At 63.8% G+C, this 21,726-nt stretch carries 19 protein-coding genes and 1 pseudogene; 7 read left to right on the forward strand and 13 right to left on the reverse strand.

Features of this window, described 5'->3' with window-relative positions; genetic code table 11:
* The 13 genes and pseudogenes from AB5Y51_RS18970 to AB5Y51_RS19030 form a co-directional block, all read right to left on the reverse strand.
* Positions 1 to 978, reverse strand: a pseudogene (locus tag AB5Y51_RS18970) (hypothetical protein); the annotation flags it as partial.
* Between the two features lie 87 nt (positions 979 to 1,065).
* Positions 1,066 to 1,506 carry a flagellar export protein FliJ gene (gene fliJ / locus AB5Y51_RS18975; protein WP_039039911.1) on the reverse strand — a complete coding sequence of 147 codons (441 nt, stop codon included), beginning with the start codon at positions 1,504 to 1,506 and terminating at the stop codon, positions 1,066 to 1,068.
* A 16-nt stretch (positions 1,507 to 1,522) separates the two neighbouring features.
* Entirely contained in the window at positions 1,523 to 2,854 is a 1,332-nt protein-coding gene (fliI, locus tag AB5Y51_RS18980) for a flagellar protein export ATPase FliI (RefSeq protein ID WP_029314163.1), read from the reverse strand.
* A 74-nt stretch (positions 2,855 to 2,928) separates the two neighbouring features.
* Positions 2,929 to 3,732: a flagellar assembly protein FliH gene (gene fliH / locus AB5Y51_RS18985; RefSeq protein ID WP_010673918.1), complete on the reverse strand. Its 804-nt coding sequence runs from the start codon at positions 3,730 to 3,732 to the stop codon at positions 2,929 to 2,931.
* A gap of 70 nt (positions 3,733 to 3,802) precedes the next feature.
* Positions 3,803 to 4,864: a flagellar motor switch protein FliG gene (gene fliG / locus AB5Y51_RS18990; RefSeq protein WP_010673917.1), complete on the reverse strand. Its 1,062-nt coding sequence runs from the start codon at positions 4,862 to 4,864 to the stop codon at positions 3,803 to 3,805.
* Positions 4,857 to 6,557 (reverse strand): flagellar basal-body MS-ring/collar protein FliF, encoded by a 1,701-nt coding sequence (gene fliF / locus AB5Y51_RS18995; RefSeq protein ID WP_041212623.1) that lies wholly within the window; start codon positions 6,555 to 6,557, stop codon positions 4,857 to 4,859. The genes fliG and fliF overlap by 8 nt, the downstream gene beginning before the upstream one ends.
* 55 nt (positions 6,558 to 6,612) lie before the next feature.
* The gene (gene fliE / locus AB5Y51_RS19000) at positions 6,613 to 6,930 is read right to left on the reverse strand and encodes a flagellar hook-basal body complex protein FliE (protein WP_029314161.1); all 318 of its coding nucleotides are present in this window, start codon (positions 6,928 to 6,930) and stop codon (positions 6,613 to 6,615) included.
* 129 nt (positions 6,931 to 7,059) lie between these two features.
* On the reverse strand, positions 7,060 to 7,446 hold the full coding sequence (locus AB5Y51_RS19005; RefSeq protein WP_042865168.1) for a hypothetical protein: 387 nt from the start codon (positions 7,444 to 7,446) through the stop codon (positions 7,060 to 7,062).
* 139 nt (positions 7,447 to 7,585) lie between these two features.
* Positions 7,586 to 8,362, reverse strand: coding sequence for a lipoprotein (locus tag AB5Y51_RS19010; RefSeq protein ID WP_041212621.1), 777 nt, complete (start codon positions 8,360 to 8,362; stop codon positions 7,586 to 7,588).
* Positions 8,363 to 8,465: 103 nt separating this feature from the next.
* Complete coding sequence (arsC, locus tag AB5Y51_RS19015) at positions 8,466 to 8,891, reverse strand: glutaredoxin-dependent arsenate reductase (RefSeq protein WP_128343079.1); 426 nt, start codon at positions 8,889 to 8,891, stop codon at positions 8,466 to 8,468.
* A 51-nt stretch (positions 8,892 to 8,942) separates the two neighbouring features.
* The gene (gene arsB / locus AB5Y51_RS19020) at positions 8,943 to 10,007 is read right to left on the reverse strand and encodes an ACR3 family arsenite efflux transporter (protein WP_182976422.1); all 1,065 of its coding nucleotides are present in this window, start codon (positions 10,005 to 10,007) and stop codon (positions 8,943 to 8,945) included.
* A gap of 84 nt (positions 10,008 to 10,091) precedes the next feature.
* Positions 10,092 to 10,460, reverse strand: a complete 369-nt coding sequence (locus AB5Y51_RS19025) for a helix-turn-helix transcriptional regulator (protein WP_039039917.1) — start codon at positions 10,458 to 10,460, stop codon at positions 10,092 to 10,094.
* A gap of 383 nt (positions 10,461 to 10,843) precedes the next feature.
* On the reverse strand, positions 10,844 to 11,935 hold the full coding sequence (locus tag AB5Y51_RS19030; RefSeq protein WP_368178978.1) for an HD domain-containing phosphohydrolase: 1,092 nt from the start codon (positions 11,933 to 11,935) through the stop codon (positions 10,844 to 10,846).
* A gap of 266 nt (positions 11,936 to 12,201) precedes the next feature.
* Between AB5Y51_RS19030 and rimO the strand changes: the two genes are divergently transcribed.
* The 7 genes from rimO to AB5Y51_RS19065 all read left to right on the forward strand — a co-directional run bounded on the left by rimO (position 12,202) and on the right by AB5Y51_RS19065 (position 21,630).
* The gene (gene rimO / locus AB5Y51_RS19035) at positions 12,202 to 13,530 is read left to right on the forward strand and encodes a 30S ribosomal protein S12 methylthiotransferase RimO (RefSeq protein WP_010673908.1); all 1,329 of its coding nucleotides are present in this window, start codon (positions 12,202 to 12,204) and stop codon (positions 13,528 to 13,530) included.
* A 545-nt stretch (positions 13,531 to 14,075) separates the two neighbouring features.
* The gene (locus AB5Y51_RS19040) at positions 14,076 to 15,758 is read left to right on the forward strand and encodes an ABC transporter substrate-binding protein (RefSeq protein WP_368178980.1); all 1,683 of its coding nucleotides are present in this window, start codon (positions 14,076 to 14,078) and stop codon (positions 15,756 to 15,758) included.
* 117 nt (positions 15,759 to 15,875) lie between these two features.
* Positions 15,876 to 16,859 carry an ABC transporter permease gene (locus tag AB5Y51_RS19045; RefSeq protein ID WP_010673905.1) on the forward strand — a complete coding sequence of 328 codons (984 nt, stop codon included), beginning with the start codon at positions 15,876 to 15,878 and terminating at the stop codon, positions 16,857 to 16,859.
* A 1-nt stretch (position 16,860) separates the two neighbouring features.
* Complete coding sequence (locus AB5Y51_RS19050) at positions 16,861 to 17,766, forward strand: ABC transporter permease (protein WP_010673904.1); 906 nt, start codon at positions 16,861 to 16,863, stop codon at positions 17,764 to 17,766.
* The gene (locus tag AB5Y51_RS19055; protein ID WP_042015838.1) at positions 17,763 to 18,785 is read left to right on the forward strand and encodes an ABC transporter ATP-binding protein; all 1,023 of its coding nucleotides are present in this window, start codon (positions 17,763 to 17,765) and stop codon (positions 18,783 to 18,785) included. The genes AB5Y51_RS19050 and AB5Y51_RS19055 overlap by 4 nt, the downstream gene beginning before the upstream one ends.
* Before the next feature lie 11 nt (positions 18,786 to 18,796).
* The gene (locus tag AB5Y51_RS19060) at positions 18,797 to 19,795 is read left to right on the forward strand and encodes an ABC transporter ATP-binding protein (RefSeq protein ID WP_039040529.1); all 999 of its coding nucleotides are present in this window, start codon (positions 18,797 to 18,799) and stop codon (positions 19,793 to 19,795) included.
* Positions 19,796 to 19,902: 107 nt separating this feature from the next.
* Complete coding sequence (locus AB5Y51_RS19065; protein ID WP_368178982.1) at positions 19,903 to 21,630, forward strand: glycoside hydrolase family 9 protein; 1,728 nt, start codon at positions 19,903 to 19,905, stop codon at positions 21,628 to 21,630.
* The last annotated feature ends 96 nt before the right edge of the window (positions 21,631 to 21,726 follow it).

Below are 21,726 nucleotides of genomic sequence, written 5' to 3' on the forward strand. Positions count from 1 at the left end.
GGCCGCAGGGGCCGGCCCCTGCGCCACCGTCCGGATCACGCCATCGCCATAGGCGCTGGTGGCACGGGAAGCGGTTGTCCCCTGTCCGGCCGACGCCAGGGGATTGGTCACCCGTGCCTCTTGCGATGAGTCAACCCGGGTGACAGTGGGAGCCTGGGCGTTTTCTCCTGCCACCACTTTGGCGAGCAGGGCGGCACGCTCCTGACCCGAGAGAGGGGGCTCACCCCCCTTGGCATCCGGCTCCGCTCCCTTGCCTGCCATGGGCTGGCGGGTCGCTCCGCCCTGGTCGGCCACGGCAGTGTCATCGGCCAAGGGGGGCTTTTCCTCCCCCAGCGGCAGAGCCCCCTGACCGCTCGGCACGGTGCTGGCGCCTTGGGCCGCACCGGGGATGGCTTTCGTTTTGTTCCCTTCATGCTGACGCTCTGGCGCCATCTGCGGCAGGGAGGCGCTCCCCTCTGTCTCCTCCACGCTCTCTGCCAACCCCACGTCCTCTGCCATTCCCACCCCCTCTGCCATCCCAGGCGCAGCGGCGCCAGGCGGCAAGGGGTTGCCGTCCACAGGCGCCGCCGCCTCACCGGCCATGGCGGGCGATGTCAGGGGCACCACCAGGCTCACATCCTGGCGCAGGGAGGCTTGCAACTGTTGCAGGAAGTCGTCGGGAGGCAGCTCCCCCTCGTCGTCCGCCCCCTTCGAGGAAGACACGGACTCGGTGGCGGGCTCGTCAGACGCCAAAGATTTGGCAGCCGGGGCAAGCCCCTCCCGGGCGCCCTCGGCGGGCCCCTGGAGTGGTGGATTGCCCTGGCTGGCTGGCGCCTTGCCCATCAGCTGGGCCATGGCCATGGCTTGCGAGAAGGCGGCCTTGCCCTCGCCTGACGGCTGCACGCCCCCTTCGCCCCCGACGGTGGGAGCCAGCAGGGTGGCGCTGCCATCGGCAGAAGGCGCCTGGGGGAGAGTGCTAATCAAGGGGGTCTGTATCATGCTGGGATCCCTGACGACGATTCGGTGACGGCCGCACGTGCGGTCATGGCTTGGCCCATCGGCCTCGCATGACTGGAAGAAAGCAAATTACAGGCCAGATTGGTGATAACGACGCAGGATGGCGTAGTCATCCAGCATCTTCTGCTCCTGGCGCTGGGCCTTCTGGCGCACCTTGTCCGCCTTCTTCTCCAGCAGCAGCTCGACCGCCTTGCGCCTCTGCTGGGCTTCGAGCCACTGGGTGCGGCACTCGGCCAGCGCCTCGCGCACTTGCAACACCCCTTGGTACTGCTGGGTCGCCGCGTTTTCGAGCTTGTTGATGAAGGCGTGATACTGGCTGTTCTGCTGGGGGCTGATCCCCTGCAGACCGCGCTCCGTCCACTGCTGGTGGTAGATCTGGCGGTACTGGTTGAGGGCGTTTTGCTGATCCATGAACAGCTTGAGATCCTGCTGGGCCTTGGCCAGCGCCATGGCGGCCTGCTGTTCGGCCTCCTCCAGCCGACTCGCCAGCAACGTCAATCCTTTACTCATAAGGGCTCTCCACCGGTCAACGCATCAGGGGCATGGCCACCAGTTGCAGGGATTGCAGGCCTTCATCGTAGTGAATGACCTCGCGCATTTTCTGCTGCAAGAACTGATCCAGATAGGGTTTCTGGATGATGGCCCGGTCGATGCGCGGATCCGATCCCTGGCTGTAGGCGCCGATGGTGATGAGATCCCGGTTCTGCTGGTAGAGGGAGTAGAACTGCTTGAAGGTGCGCGCCAGCTCCATGTGCTCCGGTGAGGTCACCATGGGCATGACCCGGCTGATGGATTTTTCGATGTCGATGGCCGGATAGTGGCCCGCATCCGCCAGCTCCCGCGCCAGCACGATATGGCCGTCAAGGATGGCCCGGGCCGCATCGGCGATGGGATCCTGCAGATCGTCCCCCTCCGTCAGCACGGTGAAAAAGGCGGTGATGGAGCCCTGGCCGTCGCTGCCGTTGCCGGCCCGCTCCACCAGCGCCGGCAATTTGGCAAACACCGAGGGGGGATAGCCCTTGGTGGCCGGCGGCTCCCCCACCGCCAGTGCAATTTCCCGCTGTGCCTGGGCGTAGCGGGTGAGGGAGTCCATCAGCAGCAGCACGTTGAGCCCCTGCTCGCGGAAATACTCGGCGATAGCGAGCGCCGTCTCGCACCCCTTGAGGCGCATCAGCGGCGAGGCATCGGCAGGGGCGGCCACCACCACGGCGCGCTCGCGCCCCTCGGCGCCGAGGATCTCCTCGATGAACTCCTTCACCTCCCGGCCCCGCTCGCCGATGAGGCCCACGACGACGACATCCGCCACCGAGCCCCGGGTCATCATGCCAAGCAGCACGGATTTGCCGACACCGGAGCCGGCGAACAGCCCCATGCGCTGACCCCGGCCCACGGTGAGCACGGCATTGATGGCCCGTACCCCCACGTCCATGGGTTGATGGATGGGGCGACGGGCCAGGGGATTGATGCGGTGCTGGGCGAACTGCACCGTCTGGGACGAGAGGATGGGACCGAGCCCGTCCAAGGGCTGGCCGATGCCATCGATGACCCGGCCAAGCAGACTCATGCCCACCGGAATGCCGTGATCTTCGGTGACGGGTACCACCCGGGCGCCGGGAATAACCCCCTTGAGCTGCTCGCTCGGCATCAAGAACAGGCGATCCCCGGCAAACCCCACCACCTCGGCCTCCAGGGCCCCATCCTGGGTATCGATGCGGCACAGGGAACCGATGGCGGCGCGGCAGCCGATGGCTTCCAGGGTCAACCCCACCACCCGGGTGAGCTTGCCCGCCACCGGCGGTATGGGGGCCTGCTCGCGAACCCGGTAGCCTTTAAGCCGATCAAGAAGGGGTGCCGTCATGTCGCCTCCGACGATGAGTGCCTGATGATGCCGTCAGCAGGGCGCTGCACGACGGGTTCGAACCGGGCCATGGCTCAGCTCGCGTTGTCACGCAGGAAATTGCGCAGCAGCTGATCGATGCGCCCACAGAGGGTGAGATCGATGCTGGAAAGCTCGGTGGCCAGTTGCAGATCGCCGGGGGAGAAGGTGGGCTCGCTTTGCAGCCGCCAGTGGCGCCTGGCGCACTCCTCGGCGCCAAAGGCGGCCTCTACCCGGGTCACATCCTCCGGGTGCAGCATCAGGGTGACCCCCTGCTCGGCGGCAGGGAGCAGGGCCAGCCCCTGCTTGAGGGCCTCCAGCAGCAGCGTGGGGGAAGTTTGCGCCTCATGGCGGATGAGGGCGCGGGCGAGCTGTTGCACCAGGGCGATGAGCTGCTGCTCCACCGCCTCGTCCATCTCGCCAAGGGGAGTGGCCAGGCGTGAGACCAGGGCTTGCCAGCGGGCTATCTCCAGCTCCACCTGCTCCCGCCCCATGGCGAGGCCCTCTTCCCTGCCCTGCTCCAGCCCGGCCTGGTGGCCCTGCTGCAAGCCTTCGAGCTTGCCCTCTTCCAGCCCCTTGGCAAAGCCGGCCTCGCGCCCATCGCGCATCCCCTCTTCCCAGGCGGCCTGACGAATCGCCTCCACCTCTTCGGCGGTGATGCTGGGGGCGGGCTCTTCGGGTTGTTCTTCCGGCAGGGCCGCATCGGCCTGCTCCTGACGGTACCAGTCAGGAGCCAGCCCCAGGGCATTGGTCTCGACCTCGGCTTCGGTCTCCATCTCTGGCCAGCCCCAGGTCTCAATCTGCGCCGTGTCGGACTCGGGCCTCAGATAGCCGCGCAGTTTGCTGTTCTTGTCATTCATGTGCCGAAGAGACTCCTATCGAGGGCCGGGTACAGGGGCCGACATCATCGCACATTCCATGGCCCATGGCTTAGAGGAACTCTTCGCCACCACCCGCTCCCAACATGATCTCGCCCGCATCCGCCAGGCGGCGCGCCGTGGAGAGGATCTCCTTCTGGGCGGCCTCCACCTCGGAGACCCGGATCGGCCCCATGGCCTCGAGGTCGTCCGCCAGCATCTCGGCGGCCCGCTTGGACATGTTCTTGAATACTTTTTCCCGCATCTGGTCGTCCGACCCCTTGAGGGCCCGTTGCAGCAGATCCCCGGGCACTTCCCGCAACAGGGTCTGGATGCCCCGATCGTCCACGTCGATGAGGTTTTCGAACACGAACATCAGATCCTGGATCTGCTGGCTCATCTCCTCGTCCGACTCGCGGATGGAGTCCATCAGCTGCCCTTCGATGTTGGTGTCCAGGTAGTTCATGATGTTGGCCGCCGCCTTCAGGCCGCCCATCTTGGCCGCCTGGGCACCTGCTGCACCGGCGAACTGTTTCTCCATGATGTCGTTGAGCTCCTGCAGCGCCGCCGGTTGCACCTCTTCGAGGTTGGCGATGCGCATCACCAGATCCAGGCGCACCTGCTCCGGGAACTGGCTCAGGATCTCGGCGGACTGCTCCGGCTCCAGATAGGAGAGGACGATGGTCTGGATCTGCGGGTGCTCGTTCTGGATGATGCTGGCCACCTGGCGGGCATCCATCCACTTGAGGGAGTCGAGGCCACGGGCGCCTGATCCCAGGATGATTTGATCCACCAGGTTGCTGGCCTTGTCCTCCCCGAGCGCCGCCACCAGGGCCTTGCGCACGAAGTCTTCACTGCCGATGCCGATGTTGGTGTACTTCTGGATGTCGTCGATAAATTGACGATGCACCGCCGCCACCCGATCGTGGCTGAAATCCGACATGGAGGCCATGGACATGCCGAGCCGCTGCACCTGCTTGGGCTCGAGGTGGCGGAAGATCTGGGCCGCGTCCTCCTCGTTGAGGCTCAGCATCAGCACCGCCGCCATCTCCATGCCGCCCATCTGATCCAGGATCAGGCGCTGGCTTTCGGTGATGTCGTTGCCGGTGACCTGGCTTTTATTCTCTTCAGGCATCTTTGGTTACCCATTCTTTGATGACCTGGGCGGCCAGGTCAGGTTCGTTCGCTACCAGGGCGCGCACGGCCTTGAGCAGATCCTCGTCACGGTGCAGGTCAGGCAGCTTGAGCTGACCATCCCGCAGACCGAATACCGGTTCGGCCTCGGCCTGGGCGGCCAGCAGGCTCAGTTCGTCGTCGCCACCCAGCACGGTGTGGTTGTCGAAGTCCAGCTCCCCTTCCGGCTTGGCGTCCGGGTAGAGCAGGCGCTTGAGCATGGGCCGCACCACGGTGACGATGAGCACTATGATGACCAGCACGGAGGCGGCGATGCGCACCGCGCGCCAGAACCAGGGCTGCTCGTAGAGAGGAATGTCGGCAACGGTCTCGAGTTCCGGGCGGTTGAACGGAATGGCGACCACCTCCAGGGTATCCCCCCGGGTCACGTCAAAGCCCAGACCGCCGCTCAGCAGACGGCGCAGGGTATCGAGTTCGGCCTGGCTGCGGGCTTCCCGGGTCACGGCACCGTCGGCGCCGGGGATGGCCTTGTAATCCACCGCCACCGACACCGTCATGCGGCGAATGCCGCCCTGCTGGCGCCGGATGTGGCTGACGGTGGTGTCCAGTTCGAAGTTGCGGGTCGCTTCCTTGCGGGAACGGCCGGAAGAGGCGGTTCCTTCCCCGCCGGCTGCCTGCTCGGGAATGTTGGACGCGGCGGGCGGCTGGTTGGAGAGGGCGCCGGGTACCCCGCCGTTGCTGCCGCTGGCGCTGTTCTCTTCCATGGTCATTTCGGAGCGCACCGCCGGCAGGTCCGGGTTGTAGGTCTTGCGGGTCTGTTCCTGCTGGGAGAAGTCGAGGGAGAGATCCACCTCCGCCGTATAGTTGTCGGCCCCCAGCACCGGGATCAGGATGGCGTCAATTTTTTGTTTGTATTCGAGCTCCTGCTTCTGCTGCATCGCAAACTCCTTGCGGGTCTGGGCAGAGAGGGGATCCTGGGAGCCGGAGTTGAGCAGGCGACCGTTCTGGTCGGTCACGGTGACGCGGGTCGGCTCCAGACCGTGAACGGCGGAGGCGACCATGTCGACGATGGAGTCCACCTCACCCTGGCCCAGGGCGTTGCCCTTGAGGCTCAGGACCACGGTGGCGCTGGGCTTGCGTTCGTTGCGGGCGAACACGTTGTCTTTCGGGATAGCCAGCAGCACCTGGGCCTTGGCGACGTTCTGGAACTGCTCGATGGCGCTCGCCAACTGGCGCTCGCGGCTCAGTTTCAGGCGCTCGCTCTCCATGCGCTGGCTGACGCCGAAGCTGGAGTCCTTGAGCAGGATGGCTTCGCCGTCGTTGCTGGCGTCGCTGTTGTTGGCCAGACCGGCGCGGGTCAGGCGCAACCGGATGTCCGCATAGTTTTCGGCACTGACCAGCACGCTCTTGCCATCCACCTGATAGGGGATCTTCTGCTGATCCAGGTAATCCAGGGTGGAGACCAGTTCCTGGGTGGTGAAGGTGCCGAGGGGACGCATCTCCGGCTCCTTGCCCCACAAGAGGATGAAGACGGCGATGGCCAGACAGATGGTCAGCCCCAGGATCAGGGTGATCTGGCGCAACACATCGGTGTTGGACAAGAAGCCCAGCGCCGAGCTCTTCTGCTCGTGCTCGTCGAGGGCGGCCGCCCCCTCGTTGTTGATCAGCAGATCGCCGTTTTGATCAGTTGCCACGGTTTATGTCCTTGTTGCTGACATCTTCATGATGCTCGGTCGCCATGGGCCCGAGTTACACCGGCATGTTCATGATGGTCTTGTAGGCATCGACCATCTTGTTGCGCACCTGCACCGTCGCCTCGAAGGCGATGGAGGATTTCTGGCCGGCGATCATCACCTGGGAGAGATCCACCGACTTGTCGCCGAGATCGAAGCGGGTACGCAGATCGTTGGCGGTGCCCTGCAACTCGTTGACGTTGTCCAGGGCCTGTTGCAGCATCTGGCCGAAATCCGAGCTGACCGGACGACCGGGCTGGGTCAACGGCGTGGCACCGGCTTCCACCTTGAGGGCCTGCATCTCTTGCATCAGGCTGCTTGCGCTAATTTCCATCTTCCCTTCCCAGACAAATCATTGACACTGACTGGCTTGAAGCAATAAAGGTGCCAACCAGAGCGAGATCTCGAGATCAGGGATAAAAGAGGGGCGCGATCAGGCCGGCGGGCACCGGCCATCCGGGGATCAGGTTGCAGATCCGGGGGGATCGCCCAGCAGCAGCCGCAGGTAACTCAGGTGCAGATCGTAGTGCTCGCCTGCAGGCAGCTTGGCCAGCACCTCGTCGCGCAGGTAGCGGGCCTTCTCCCCCGCCTGCTCGGGGGCCACCAGCCCCACGCTCACCAGCCTGGCGATGATGGCATGGGAAAGCGCCAGGCTGGCCTCGTCGGCCTCCCCCCAACCGAAGGATGCCCCCTGATCACTCTGTGTCAGGCAGGGTTCGAGCGGTGCCACCAGATCCCCCCAGACCCAGAACGCGGCCGGGATCCCCTCCTGCAGGCGCAGATAGATGCTCTGCTTGTCCCACTCCCGGCGGTGGGCAGCCATCCGCTCCTGTTCGGCCTCATGGGTCATCTTGCTCTCCTTGTCGCTGGACTCTGTGCGGCGCCCATGAAAAAGAGGGCCCAAGGCCCTCTTTTTACTGCAAGTCCCGACAATTAAACAGAGTGCACCTCGATCTCCTCCAAGAAAAAACGAGTCAGATCGGCAGGGATCACTTGTTCAGGTCATCATCCAGCCAGTACTTGGAGCCCGAGATGTTGGCGTCCAGCAACAGCCCCTTCTCGCCAATCTGGTAGATGGCCATGCCGCCATTGTATTTGGCGGTGAGCTCGGCGCTCTCCTTGCCCGCCACGGCGCCCACCTCGGAGGTGGCTTCCCACCCCTTGCTGACGAAGGCATCGAACCTCGCCTTGTCCTCGAACAGGATCACCTGCTGGTAGAACTTGCCGCCGATCCCGGCCGCAAGACCGGCACCGAACATCTTCATGTAGGTGTGCTTGCCACTGGTGCGATTGACGGCGACCCCGGCCCCCTGATTGGTGTGGATCATCAGGGAGAACTTGCGCGAGTCGAACACCGCATAGCCATAAGCCTTGTCAAACAGCAACTTGGCCGAGGGCTGCTCGTTGAACAGCCGCACCAGGGCGGTATCGGCCATGGTATCGAGGGCGGTTCTCGCCTCCTCCGGGGTCTTGGGCTCGAGCATGGTGTCGAGCTTCTTGTCGGCGGCGGTCAGCCACTCCTTGCCGGTGGCCGCACTCTCTGCCGTCCAGGCCCCCGCCTTGTTGTAGGCCTCGGCCCCCCAGCTGGACACCGACTCCCAGGTCTCCTTGGAAAAATCGGTGATCCCCTTCCACGCCTCCTTGCTGGTATCGCTCACCGCGGTACCGAGTTCGGAGGCGGCCTCCTTCAGCTTTGCCCAGTCGGCCAGACCGGGGGTTGAGGCCAGCGCCAGTGCCGTGGCTATCACCAGGAATCGAATCTTCATTGTTTCCACCCTCTGTGATGAGTCGAAGGTCACAGTAGCAGATCTGGCGCCTGCCCGTTAAGGGCATCCCCCCGGCGCGGGTCAGACGCTGACGCGCAGGGGCTCAACGAAGCCGTTTACCCTGGCCGTCCACCACCTGCTCGCCATCCTCCTTGGCAAACGCCCCTTGCTGCGGGTCGGGCAGGATATCGAGCACCACCTCCGACGGGCGACACAGCCGGGTGCCGAGGGGGGTGACCACGATGGGCCGGTTGATCAGGATGGGGTGGGCCAGCATGGCGTCGATAAGCTCATCGTCGCTGAAACGCGCTTCCGCCAGCCCCAGCGCCTCGTAGGGGGGCACGTTCTTGCGCAGCAGATCGCGCACCGGCATGCCCATGGCGGCGATCAGGGCCACCAGCTCGTCGCGGGAGGGGGGCGTCTCCAGATAGTGAATGATGGTGGGCTCCACACCGCTGTTGCGAATCAGCGCGAGGGTGTTGCGGGAGGTGCCGCACTCCGGGTTGTGATAGAGGGTGATTGCACTCATTTGCCTGTCTCTCATGACTCAAGTGAATAGAAATGGGTTAGCGGCCATCCGTTAGCGGCTCAGCCCCGCCTCGTACCAGGGTTTGCTGGCGTTGACCACGCGCACCACCAGCAGCATGACCGGCACCTCGATGAGCACCCCGACCACGGTGGCGAGCGCCGCGCCGGAATGAAAGCCGAACAGGCTGATGGCGGCGGCCACCGCCAGCTCGAAGAAGTTGGAGGCCCCGATCAGAGCGGAAGGGCAGGCCACCGAGTGCTTCTCCCCCACCTTGCGGTTGAGCCAGTAGGCGAGCCCGGAGTTGAACAGCACCTGGATCAGGATGGGCACCGCCAGGAGGGCGATGACCAGCGGCTGCTCGATGATGGCGTTGCCCTGGAAGGCGAACAGCAGCACCAGGGTGAGCAGCAGGGCCGCCACCGACCAGGGCTGGATGCGGGTCATGACGCCGTCAAAATGAGCCTGCCCCTTTCTCAGCAAGGCCTTGCGCAGCAGCTGGGCGAGGATGACAGGGATGACGATGTAGAGCACCACCGAGGTGAGCAGGGTATCCCAGGGCACGACTATGCTGGAGACCCCGAGCAGCAGCGCCACCAGCGGGGCAAAAGCAAACACCATGATGAGGTCGTTCACCGCCACCTGCGACAGGGTGAAGTAGGGATCGCCGTTGGTGAGGCGACTCCAGACAAACACCATGGCGGTGCAGGGGGCCGCCGCCAGCAGGATGAGACCCGCCACGTAGCTGTCCAGCTGATCCGCCGGCAGCCAGTCGGCAAACAGCACGCGGATGAAGAGCCAGCCGAGGAAGGCCATGGAGAAGGGCTTGACCAGCCAGTTGATGAAGAGGGTGACCCCGATTCCCTTGAGGTGCCCCTTCACCTGGTGCAGGGCGCCAAAATCTATCTTGAGCAGCATGGGGATGATCATCACCCAGATAAGCAGCCCCACCGGCAGGTTGACCCTGGCCACCTCCATGGCGCCGATGGCCTTGAAGAGGCTCGGCAACCCCTGCCCCAGACCAATGCCCACCAGGATGCAGAGGGCGACCCAGGCGGTCAGATAACGTTCAAAAAAGCCGATGGCAGGGGCTGCCTTGGCCTCACAGCTTGCAGACATGATGACTCCCGGTGCGATCCACGCTCGCACCCCAGGTTGAATAGATAAATGGCACGGCACATGGGCATCGACAGCCCTGGCCCGTTACGACTCGCCGCAGCAGGGCGACGACCCCTCGGCGCGGGAAGCGCTGCCGGGCCCGGCGGGCAGCAGGCCGCACGCCTCGGGATGACCGGCGCAGCACTCCTCGGTGAGGTAGGCGATCACCCCCAGCATCAGGGGGATGTTGGCGCGATAGCGCAGAAAGCGCCCCTCCTGCTCCACCGACAGCAACCCGGCGTTGAGCATCCCCTTGAGGTGAAACGAGAGGGTATTGGGGGCGATGTCGAGCTCGCCGGCCAGCTCCCCCGCGACCCGCCCCTCCAGCCCGGCCTTGACCAGCAGCCGCCACACCTCGAGCCGGATCCCGGAAGCCAGCGATTCAAAGACCTTGGTGGCCGTCTCTTTGTTCATGGGTCTCCCCCCTTGGATGCTTCATTTCAACTATACAAGAATTATTGAAATGATCAAAGTGTCACCACCGAGCCGACATCGCGACGGGACAGGCCGCCAGAAGCGCCTCCCCGGCCATGTCGTGCCCGCCAGCGGCCTCATGTCAGTCATACGGCTAATATCTGGCCTCTCTTTATAAGGCACTCTTATGACCTTACCCCGGACAATCCTCCCGTTGGCCGCCCCGCTCACCGCGGCGCCCTGCCCCGCCGCAATGCCGCAGAACAACCCCCGGCGCCGGATGCACCAAAAGGCGATGAAACGAGAAATGGCCCCAGGCCCCGCCATCAGATGACGGGGCCCAGGGGAATCCGGGAGAAACCGGGGAGGAGAGAGGGGCGCAATCAGGTGATCACGGGATCCCGATATTGCCGATGGATGGCACAAAACGCCTCCCGGCTTTGCAGCGCCGCCGCGACGCAGACAGGGTCGAACTGGCTGCCTGCATGGGTCTTGAGGTATTCAAAGGCCGTTTCGAGGGGCCAGGCCTGCTTGTAGGGTCGCTCGCTGGTAAGGGCGTCAAACACATCCGCCACCGCGACGATGCGGGCCTCCAGGGGGATCGCCTCCCCCGCCAGTCCTTCCGGGTAACCCTGACCGTCGAAACGCTCATGGTGGTAGGCGATGATGTTCTTCAGCATGTCGGTGTGATGGATACCGTCCAGGCCGAACTCGCGGATCATCAGGGCGATCATCTCCCGCCCCTTGAAGGGGTGGGTCTTCATCACCCCGTACTCCTCGACCGTGAGCTTGCCCGGCTTGAGCAGGATGGCGTCGGGCACCGCAATCTTGCCGATATCGTGCAGCTCGGAGAAGAGGTGAATGAACTCCACCTCCTCGTCACTCAAGGGGTAATGGGCCGCCACCTCCCTGGCGATGAGCCGCGAATAGGCCGACATGCGGTGCAGGTGATTGGCGGTCTCCTCGTCCCGGTAGCGGCTGAACTCCCGCACCGTGGTCAGAGCCCCGTTCAGGGTCTGGATGGAGAAGAACTCCACCGCGATGATGGCCGCCAGGATCTGGGCATAGGCCGCCAGCTCACCGCAAATGGCGCCATCGAAGTAACCGGGCTCTTTGGCATCGCAAAACAGAAAGCCGAACAAGCGACTGTTGAGCAGCAGCGGCTCGGTATAGCTCGACGCGTAACCGGCCGCCAGCACTTTGCGGCTGTGCTCGGAGGGGGAGCCCAGCAGGGAATCCAGGGTATCGAGCACCCTGGGCTGCTGGTGCTCGGCCAGGTAGCGCAGGGAAGGCACCTCGCTCAGCCTGACCTCGTACTGCAACAGCGGCGAGCCCCCGTCCGTGCTGTGGGCAAAGGTCTTGAGCTGGTCCGTCTGCGGGTCGTAGATGGCGATCGCCACCCGGCTCAACTTGTCAAACCGCTGCCTGAGGGTGGCGTGCACGTTCTGCACTTTCTCACCAAATGAACTCTCCATCCCGCACATCCTTCTGATAGGCCTGTTGGGAGTATAGTGACACCCGTTTTGCCCCTCCTGCCAAATGGTGACGGCGCACAGGGATCGTGATCCCGCCCGCACCGGCGACGGCCCCCTCCCTGCCCGTGGTCATGTCACGCCCGCCCCACCCCGCGACCCGGACAAAGAGATTGTTCGCTTCCGACGTGTCGGCTGTATAGTTTTTGGTTAGCCATTCCGGTAAAATCCGCGCCCTTGAAGAAGAGCCACCTAAGAGTGATTGAGCGATGTCCAACACAAAACAGGCCCCCAAAGTAGGATTCGTCTCCTTGGGTTGCCCCAAAAACCTGGTCGATTCCGAACGCATCCTGACCCAGCTGCGTACCGAAGGGTACGACGTGGTGCCCAGCTATGACGATGCGGAGCTGGTGGTGGTCAACACCTGCGGCTTCATCGACAGCGCGGTGCAGGAGTCCCTGGAAGCCATCGGTGAAGCCCTGGCCGAGAACGGCAAAGTGATCGTCACCGGCTGCCTGGGTGCCAAAGAGAACCAGATCCGCGAGATCCACCCCAAGGTGCTCGAGATCACCGGTCCCCACGCCTATGAAGAGGTGCTGGGCCACGTCCACAAATACGTGGAAAAACCCACCCACAACCCCTTCACCAGCCTGGTGCCGGCCCAAGGCGTCAAGCTGACCCCGCGCCACTACGCCTATCTCAAGATTTCCGAAGGCTGCAACCACCGCTGCACCTTCTGCATCATCCCCTCCATGCGCGGGGATCTGGTGAGCCGCCCCATCGGCGAAGTACTGGCCGAGGCCAAGCGCCTGAAAGAGGCTGGCGTGAAGGAGATCCTGGTGATCTCCCAGGACACCTCCGCCTACGGCGTGGACGTCAAGCACCGCACCGGTTTCTACGACGGCATGCCGGTCAAGACCAGCATGGTGGCCCTGTGCGAAGAGCTGGCCAAGCTCGGCATGTGGGTGCGCCTGCACTACGTCTACCCGTACCCACACGTGGATGACGTCATCCCCCTGATGCGCGACGGCAAGATCCTCCCCTACCTCGACATCCCGCTGCAGCACGCCAGCCCGCGCATCCTCAAATTGATGAAGCGCCCCGGCTCCGTCGAGCGCACCCTGGAGCGCATCCAGAAGTGGCGCGAGATCTGCCCCGAGATCACCCTGCGCTCCACCTTCATCGTCGGCTTCCCCGGCGAGACCGAGGAAGAGTTCCAGATGCTGCTGGACTTCATCGACAAGGCGGAACTAGACAGGGTTGGCTGCTTCAAATACAGCCCGGTCGAGGGTGCCAAGGCCAACGAGCTGCCGGATCCGGTGCCAGCCGAGGTGCAGGAAGAGCGCTTCCAGCGCTTCATGGAGCTGCAACAGCAGGTCTCCATCCGCAAGCTGGCCCGTAAAGTGGGCAAAGAGATGCTGGTGCTGATCGACGAGGTGGACGAAGAGGGCGCCACCGGCCGCTCCGCCGCCGATGCCCCCGAGATCGACGGCCTGGTCTACCTGAACGGCGAGACCGGCCTCAAGCCCGGCGACATGGTCAAGGTCCGCATCGACGAAGCGGACGAGTACGACCTCTGGGCCAGCCTGGTGGAATAATCACGCCACTCCCCCTCAAAGCCAGTCGGTCTCACCGACTGGCTTTTTTAATGTCCGCCGCCCGTCAGGCTCTTGCATGCCCCCCTGTCATCCCCTGTCCCGCCCCTCATCACCGATCTCCCTCCCCTCCCTCTTTTCGCACGCGCCCGTGAACCAGCGCACACTTCTCTCCTGCCACATGAGCCGCTTGTTTCCTGCACAAAAATAAGCCGTGTCAACGGGGAAAAAACGAGCACGATCCAGCTCACATTATCGTTGCCACAGGGAGTGGCAAGGAGACTTTTTACTTTGTGAGAATTAACGCAACTTTATAATTTAAAAGGATTTAAAATGCATTTTGACGATAATGACGTGCGCCGTGCAATTTTTACGATATCGACGAAATGAAGGGTTGTTGTTTTCCTGTTAATTCTGCTTTTCTAAGGGCGTTGGACGACACAACTACAAGGGTGCAAAACCTGACCAACAGCGAGGGCCGGTATCCAAGCATGCGATGTCGGTGCTCCATTCCAAAACCATGGAAGACCAATAAGAAAGGAAAAAATATGCTTGCCAAAGTATCCAAAATCGCAACCTCAGTCATGCTGGGAACTCTGCTTGCCGGTGCCACCGGCACAGCCATGGCCGCCGACAACAAGACGGTGCTGACACTGGTTGCCCAGCAGGAAACCGCATGGGTCAAGAACTTCAACCCCTTCCTGCAAGCGGGTCTGCTCCACACCACCCGTCACTTCATCTATGAGCCGCTGGTGATCTTCAACGATATGCAGGGTGGCAAACCCGTCTATCGTCTGGCCACCCACTACGCCTTCAGCGATGATCTGAAATCCGTCACCTTCGACCTGCGCGAAGGGGTCAAGTGGTCCGATGGTGAAGCCTTCACCGCCGACGACATCCTCTTCTCCTTCAACCTGGTCAAGGCCAACAAGGCGCTGGACGAGCGCTCCATCTGGACCCAGATCAAGGGTGTCGAGAAGCTGGGTGACCACAAGGTCAAATTCGACCTGGCCGAGATCAACACCAACGTGGTGAACGACCTGGTGCTGGTGCCCATCGTGCCGGAGCACCAGTGGAAGTCGGTGAAAGACCCGGTGGCCTTCACCAACGACAAGCCGGTCGGGACCGGTCCCTTCACCGAAGTGGACAACTTCTCCGCCCAGCTCTACACCCAGTGCCGCAACCCGCACTACTGGGACAACACCAGCCTCTCCATCGACTGCCTGCGCATGCCGCAGATGGCCACCAACGACCAGGTACTGGCCGCCGTGATGAAGGGTGACGTGGACTGGTTCGGCTCCTTCGTACCGGACATCGAGCGCCTCTACGTCGGCAACGATCCCAAGAACAACAAGTACTGGTTCCCCGCCTCCGGCACAGTGGCGTTCAACGTCAACTTCCAGAGCAAGAACCCGGGCAACCACGAAGCCTTCAACGACATCAACTTCCGCCGCGCCTTCTCCATGGCCATGGACCGCCAGTCCATGGTGGACATCGCAGGCTACGGCTACCCCACCGTCAACGAGTACCCGTCAGGGCTTGGCAAGGCATTCGCCTCCTGGGACAACCCGGATGTCGAGAAGAAGTACGGCAAGTACAACAAGTTCGACCTGGAAGGGGCCAAGGCCCTGCTGAAACAGGCGGGCTACAAGGACTGTGACGGCGACAAGTTCCTCGACACCCCGAGCTGCAAGAAGATCGAGTTCAAGGTGCTGGTACCGAACGGCTGGACCGACTGGGTCAACACCGTCCAGATCGGGGTCGAAGGCCTGCAGGCCCTGGGCCTGAACGCCAAGACCGCCACCCCGGAAGCCACCGTCTGGACCGAGTCCCTGATCACCGGTGACTTCGACGTCGCCCTGCAGGGTTACTTTGCCGGTGCCAACCCGCACAAGTACTTCGAGACCGCTTTCCACTCCCGCAACATGGGTGAGCGCGGCAACCGCTTCGCGGCGCCCCGCTACAAGGATCCCGAGCTCGACAAGCTGATCGACGACTTCACCCAGACCGCCGATGCGGCCAAGCAGAAGGAGATCATGTTCGCCATCCAGGAGCGTGTCGGGGCCAACCAGACCATCATCCCGGTGTTCAACAACCCGACCTGGTACGAATACAGCACCAAGCGCTTCAATGGCTGGTTCAGTGCCGACAACCCGGTCGCCAAGCCGCAGGTTCACCCGGACACTCCGGAGCGTCTGCTGCACGTGCTGTCACTCAAGCCAAACAGCTAATCACCCCGGCCCCCTGCGGGGGGCCCTCTTCCCCGCCATGTCTTCCATCCCCCGCACCTGCCGGGGTTGGGGGGGCTTTGCCCGGCGCGGGGCAGGCTTGCAGTAAAAGGTATCACCATGGGATTTATACTTAGACGCTTCTCCTTCTATCTGGTCGCCTTCCTGGTGGCCGCCACCATCAACTTCCTGCTACCCAGAGCCATGCCGGGAGACCCCGTCTCCGTCATGTTTGCCCGGGCCGGCGCCATGATGGAACCCGCCGCACTGGAAGCCCTCAAAGCCACCTTCGGTTTCGTGGACGGCCCCATCGGCACCCAGTTTCTCACCTATGTGAAGAGCGTCTTCACCTGGGATCTCGGCACCTCGGTGCGCTACTACCCCCAACCGGTTGCCGACGTCCTCGGCCGCGCCATCGGCTGGACCCTGTTCCTGGTGGGCACCTCCACCATTCTGAGCTTCTCCATCGGCTCCATCGTCGGCATCTTCGCCGCCTGGTACCGGGGCGGACGCATGGACAGCATCCTCTCCCCGCTCACCCTGGTGATGCAGGCCATCCCCCCCGTGGTGGTCTCCCTGCTCGCCCTCTTCCTGTTCGGCGTGAGCCTCGGCTGGTTGCCCATCGGCTACGCCTACAGCCCCGAGATCCCCGCCGATTTTGGCTGGGAACACATCAAGAGCATCCTGCTGCACGCCATCATGCCGGTGGGCACCCTGGCCGCGGTGCAGGTAGGGGGCTTTCTCATCACCATGCGCAACAACATGATCAACCTCCTGGGCGAGGACTACATCACCATGGCCAAGGCCAAGGGGCTCTCCAGCAACCGGGTGATCTTCAACTACGGCGCCCGCAACGCCGTGCTGCCCAGCGTCACCGCCCTCTCCATGGCGCTCGGTTTCGTCATCGGCGGATCCCTCATCACCGAGGTGATCTTCAACTACCCCGGCCTGGGACTGACCCTCTATCAGGGCATCCTGGCCCGTGACTACCCCCTCATCCAGGGGCAACTGCTCATCATGACCATCACCATGCTCAGCTTCAATTTCCTAGCGGACGTGCTCTACGTCTTCCTGGATCCCCGTCTGCGTACAGGAGGCAAATAAGATGCGTATGCCGACTATCTTGAAAATCCTGCTGGGCAACAAGAAGGCCGCCTTCGGCCTCGCCATCGTGGTCACCTTCGTGCTGATGGCCCTGTTCGCCCCGCTGCTCGCCAGCAACGAACCCACCAAGCGGGTCGCCCGCCCCCACCAGCCCCCCAGCGTGGAGCTGGTGATGGGTTCCAACCGCATGGGCCACGATCTCTGGGCCCAGTTCACCAACGGCGCCCGCATCTCCCTGATGGTGGGCTTCGGGGCAGGCCTGCTGGTGTGCGCCCTGGCCATCACGGTGGGCATCACCGCCGGCTACTTCGGCGGCGTGGTGGACGAGTGCCTCACCTTCTTGATGAACGTGGTGTTGGTGATCCCGAACCTCCCCTTGTTGCTGGTGCTGGCAAGCTTCATCGGAGAGGCCTCCCCCATGGTGATCGCCCTTATCATAGGGTTGACCTCCTGGGCCTATGGCGCCCGGGTCATCCGCGCCCAGACCCTGGCCCTGCGGGAGAAGGAGTTCGTCATCGCCGCCGAGGTGCTGGGTGAACCGGCCTGGCGCATCATCCTGGTGGAGATACTGCCGAACCTCATCTCCATCATCGGGGTGAGCTTCATCGGGTCCATCATCTACGCCATCGTCACCGAGGCGACCCTGGAGTTCCTGGGCTTGGGCGACCCCACCGTGGTCAGCTGGGGCATCATGCTCTACAACGCCCAGACCTCGAGCGCCATCCTGGTGGGCGCCTGGTGGGAGATCCTGGCCCCCTGCTTCGCCATCGCCACCCTGGGGGCGGGTCTGGCCATGCTCAACTTCGCCATCGACGAAATCGCCAACCCGCAGCTTCGTTCCCACAAGGGCCTGCGCCGCTGGAAGCAGCTTGCCACTCCCATCACAGCTCAGGAGAAGACAGCATGAAGCCGCAACAACCCCTGCTGTCGGTGCGCCAGCTCTGCGTCGACTACATCACCGAGAGCGGCGACGTGCGCGCCGTCAATTCGGTCAGTTTTGACATCATGCCGGGTGAGGTGTTCGGCCTCGCCGGCGAGTCCGGCTGCGGCAAGTCCACGGTCGCCTTCTCGGTGGCGCGCCTGCACAAACCGCCCGCCTACATCAGCGGCGGCGAGATCCTGTTCAAGGGAGAGAACATCCTCGGCTTCGACGACGAGCGACTGCGCAGCTACCGCTGGCGCCAGGCGAGCGTGGTGTTCCAGTCCGCCATGAATGCGCTCAACCCCGTGCTGCGCATGGAGGAGCAGTTCTGCGACGTGCTCTTGGCCCACAACCCCGGCATGACCCGCTATGAGGCGATCAAGCGTGCCCAGGAGCTGCTGGAGATCGTCGACATCCACCCCAGCCGGCTCAAGGACTACCCGCACCAGTTCTCCGGCGGCATGCGCCAGCGGCTGGTGATCGCCATCGCCATGGCCCTCAACCCCGAGCTGCTCATCATGGACGAACCCACCACGGCGCTCGATGTGGTGGTGCAGCGGGAGATTTTGCAGAAGGTCTATGCACTGAAAGAGAAGTTCAACTTCTCCATCCTCTTCATCACCCATGACCTCTCGCTCATGGTCGAGTTCTGCGATCGCATCGGCATCATGTACGCGGGAGAGCTGGTGGAGGTGGCGCCGGCCAAGGCGATCCTGACCGCGCCTCTGCACCCCTACACCCGGGGCCTTGGCAACTCCTTCCCGCCCCTGCACGGGCCCAAGACCGTGCTGGAGGGGATCCCTGGCAGCCCACTCAATCTGCTGGAGGTGCCGGTGGGCTGCCGCTTCCAGGCACGCTGCGCCAAGGTGCACGAGCGCTGCCGCCAGGAATACACCCGGCTGGCCGAGATCCGGCCCGGCCAACAGGCTGCCTGTCACCTTCATGAGGCAGCAGAGGAACAACCGGATCTTCCGATCCATCTGGACAAGGCCGCTGGCTGTTAAGGATGTCTGTCATGCAAATCGCCCAAACCGACGCGCCCATCATCGAGGTCCAGCACCTCTACAAGGACTTCGCCGTCAACTCCAACGCCATCAAGAGCGGCAAGATGCGGGCGCTGTCCGACATCACCTTCAACCTGCACCGGGGCCGCGCCCTGGCAGTGGTGGGGGAATCCGGCTCCGGCAAGAGCACCATCGCCAAGATCATCGCCAAGATGTACAAGCTCTCCAACGGCCGCATCCTCTACCGTGGCCGCGACCTCGAGGAGTTCAACAAGGGCACCGCCCTGCTGGACTATCGCCAGAGCGTGCAGATGGTGTGGCAGGATCCGTTCGGTTCACTTAATCCGACCCATACCATCTACCACCACATCGCCCGTCCCCTGCTGCTGCACAGCAAGGTGAGCGACAAGCGGGATCTGCCCGACATGGTCTATGGCCTCCTTGAAAAGGTGGGGCTGACCCCCGCCAAGGCGACCGCGGCCAAGTACCCGCACCAGCTCTCCGGCGGCCAGCGCCAGCGGGTCAACATCGCCCGCAACCTGGCGGTGGAGGCGGAAGTGGTGCTGGCGGACGAACCCACCTCCATGCTCGACGTCTCCATTCGCATCGGCATCCTCAACCTGATGGAGCAGATGAAGAACGAGCTCGGCGTCTCCATGCTCTACATCACCCACGACATCGCCACCGCCCGCTACGTGGCGGAAGATCTGGCGGTGATGTACGTGGGTCACATGGTGGAGTGGGGAGAGGTGGACGAGATCCTGCACCACCCCCAGCACCCCTACACCCAGTTGCTCATTTCGGCGGTGCCGGATCCCGAGAAGAGCATCCACGCCGAGCTGGAGGGAGGCCGCAAGGGGGAAATCCCGCTCTGGACCCCGGAATCCCGTGGCTGTCCCTTTGCCGGGCGCTGCCATCAGGCCATGCCCCGCTGCAAGGAGAGCCTGCCCCCGGTGACCCGGCTCGCCGACAACCACTTCGTGCGCTGCTACCTCCACGAACAGGGGTAAGCAGGCCCGCGGCCGGGCGCCGTCGCCCGGCCATGCCTCGCGTCGGGGCCGCAAGGCCCCGCAATGAGCCTCGCCCGCCAGGGGCAAGCCTTCGGAGTAAGACCTTGATGGAACTTTTGATCAACCAGGTGGGTTACGAATGTGACGGGGAGAAGAGCGCCCTGCTGCAGTGCGGCGCCGACCTCGATATCCGCGGCCACGTCAGGTTGCTGCGCCAGGAGGACGACCACCTCCTGCTGGAGACGCCGCTGGTGGCGGCGGGATGCGTCCCCGGCTGGCAGGGGCGCCACTACTGGCGGGCCGATTTCTCCGCCTTCACCGAGCCCGGCCACTACCGGCTGGAAGCCGTCGTGACCACGGAAGCGCAGGAGCGTCTGGTGCGCTCCCCCCCCTTTGCCATCGGCCGGGGGCTGCTGGCGCGCCGCTGCCTCTCCGATGTCATCCACTACTTCAAGGGACAACGCGCCAGCGGCACCTTCGACCGGGCGGACCGCAGGGCACGCCTCTTTGGCACCGATCAGCACCGGGACGTACATGGCGGCTGGTTCGACGCCAGCGGCGACATGAGCAAGTACCTGAGTCACCTCTCCTACGCCAACTACCTCAATCCCCAGCAGACCCCCATGGTGGTCTGGTCCCTGCTCAAGTGCCGGGAACTCCTGGCGACACGTCGTGACATCGACGGGGTGAACCTGTGCAAACGGCTCAATGACGAGGGGCTGCACGGGGCGGATTTTCTCTGCCGGATGCAGGACGAGAGCGGCTTCTTCTACATGACCCTGTTCGACAAGTGGAGCAAGGATCCCGAGCAGCGGGAGCTGTGCGCCTATTCGACCCAGCAGGGGATCAAGTCCGCCCGCTGGCAGGCGGGTTTTCGCCAGGGGGGCGGCATGGCCATCGCCGCCCTGGCCCGCGCCGCCCGGGAACCGAGTGGCGGCGACCTTGACACAAGCCATTACGCCGAGGCGGCCAGACGCGGCTACCTGCACCTGCGCGAGCACAACCTCGTCTACCTGGACGACGGGGTCGAGAACATCATCGACGACTATTGCGCCCTGCTGGCGGCGGTCGAGCTGACCAAAACATTGGGCGCCGAGTGGCTCGCCGAGGCGCGGGATCGGGCCGGCCGGTTGTGCGCCCGCCAGCGCGCCCACCCCGATCTCGGCCACCATTGGGCCGCCAACGACGATGGCTCTCGCCCCTACTACCACGCCGCCGAAGCGGGCCTGCCGGTGCTGGCGCTGCTGGAGTATCTCGCCATCGAGCCGGATCCGGCGCGCCAGTGGGCGGCCAGGACCGTTGCCGAGCAGGCCCTGGCGGCCGAGCTGGCCCTCGCGGCCCGGGCAGGCAATCCCTTCGCCCTCGCCCGCCAGTATGTGAAAGGGGTCGATGAGGCGCCTCGGGTGAGCTTTTTCATGCCCCACCACAACGAATCCGGTTACTGGTGGCAGGGGGAGAACGCCCGGCTGGCATCGCTCGCCACCATGGCGTTTGCTGCCGCACAGCACCTGCCCGGGCAGAGCGCACTGCTGCGCACCTTCGGCCAGCAGCAGCTCGACTGGATCCTGGGGAGAAACCCCTTCAACGCCTGCATGCTGGCGGGTCAGGGCATCAACAACCCGGAATACACCGCTGGCTACCCCAATGCACAGGGGGGGATCTGCAACGGCATCACCGCCGGCTTCGATGACGAAAATGACGTGGCCTTTATTCCAGAGGCGTACAAGGATCGGCTGGATCAGAACTGGCGCTGGGGGGAGCAATGGATCCCGCACGCCGCCTGGTTCGCCCTGGCCATCACCTGGCAGAGCGCACAAGGAGGCCACCATGATTGAGAGCGGTTCACACATCACTGCCACTGGAGAGAGCCCTGGCTCCTCCATACCACCAGCCAGGTTTACCCTGGCCATCACCTGGCAAAGCGCGCAGGG

Origin of the sequence: Aeromonas sp. R7-1 (assembly GCF_040908115.1) — a bacterium.
Taxonomy (GTDB): Bacteria; Pseudomonadota; Gammaproteobacteria; order Enterobacterales; family Aeromonadaceae; genus Aeromonas; species Aeromonas caviae.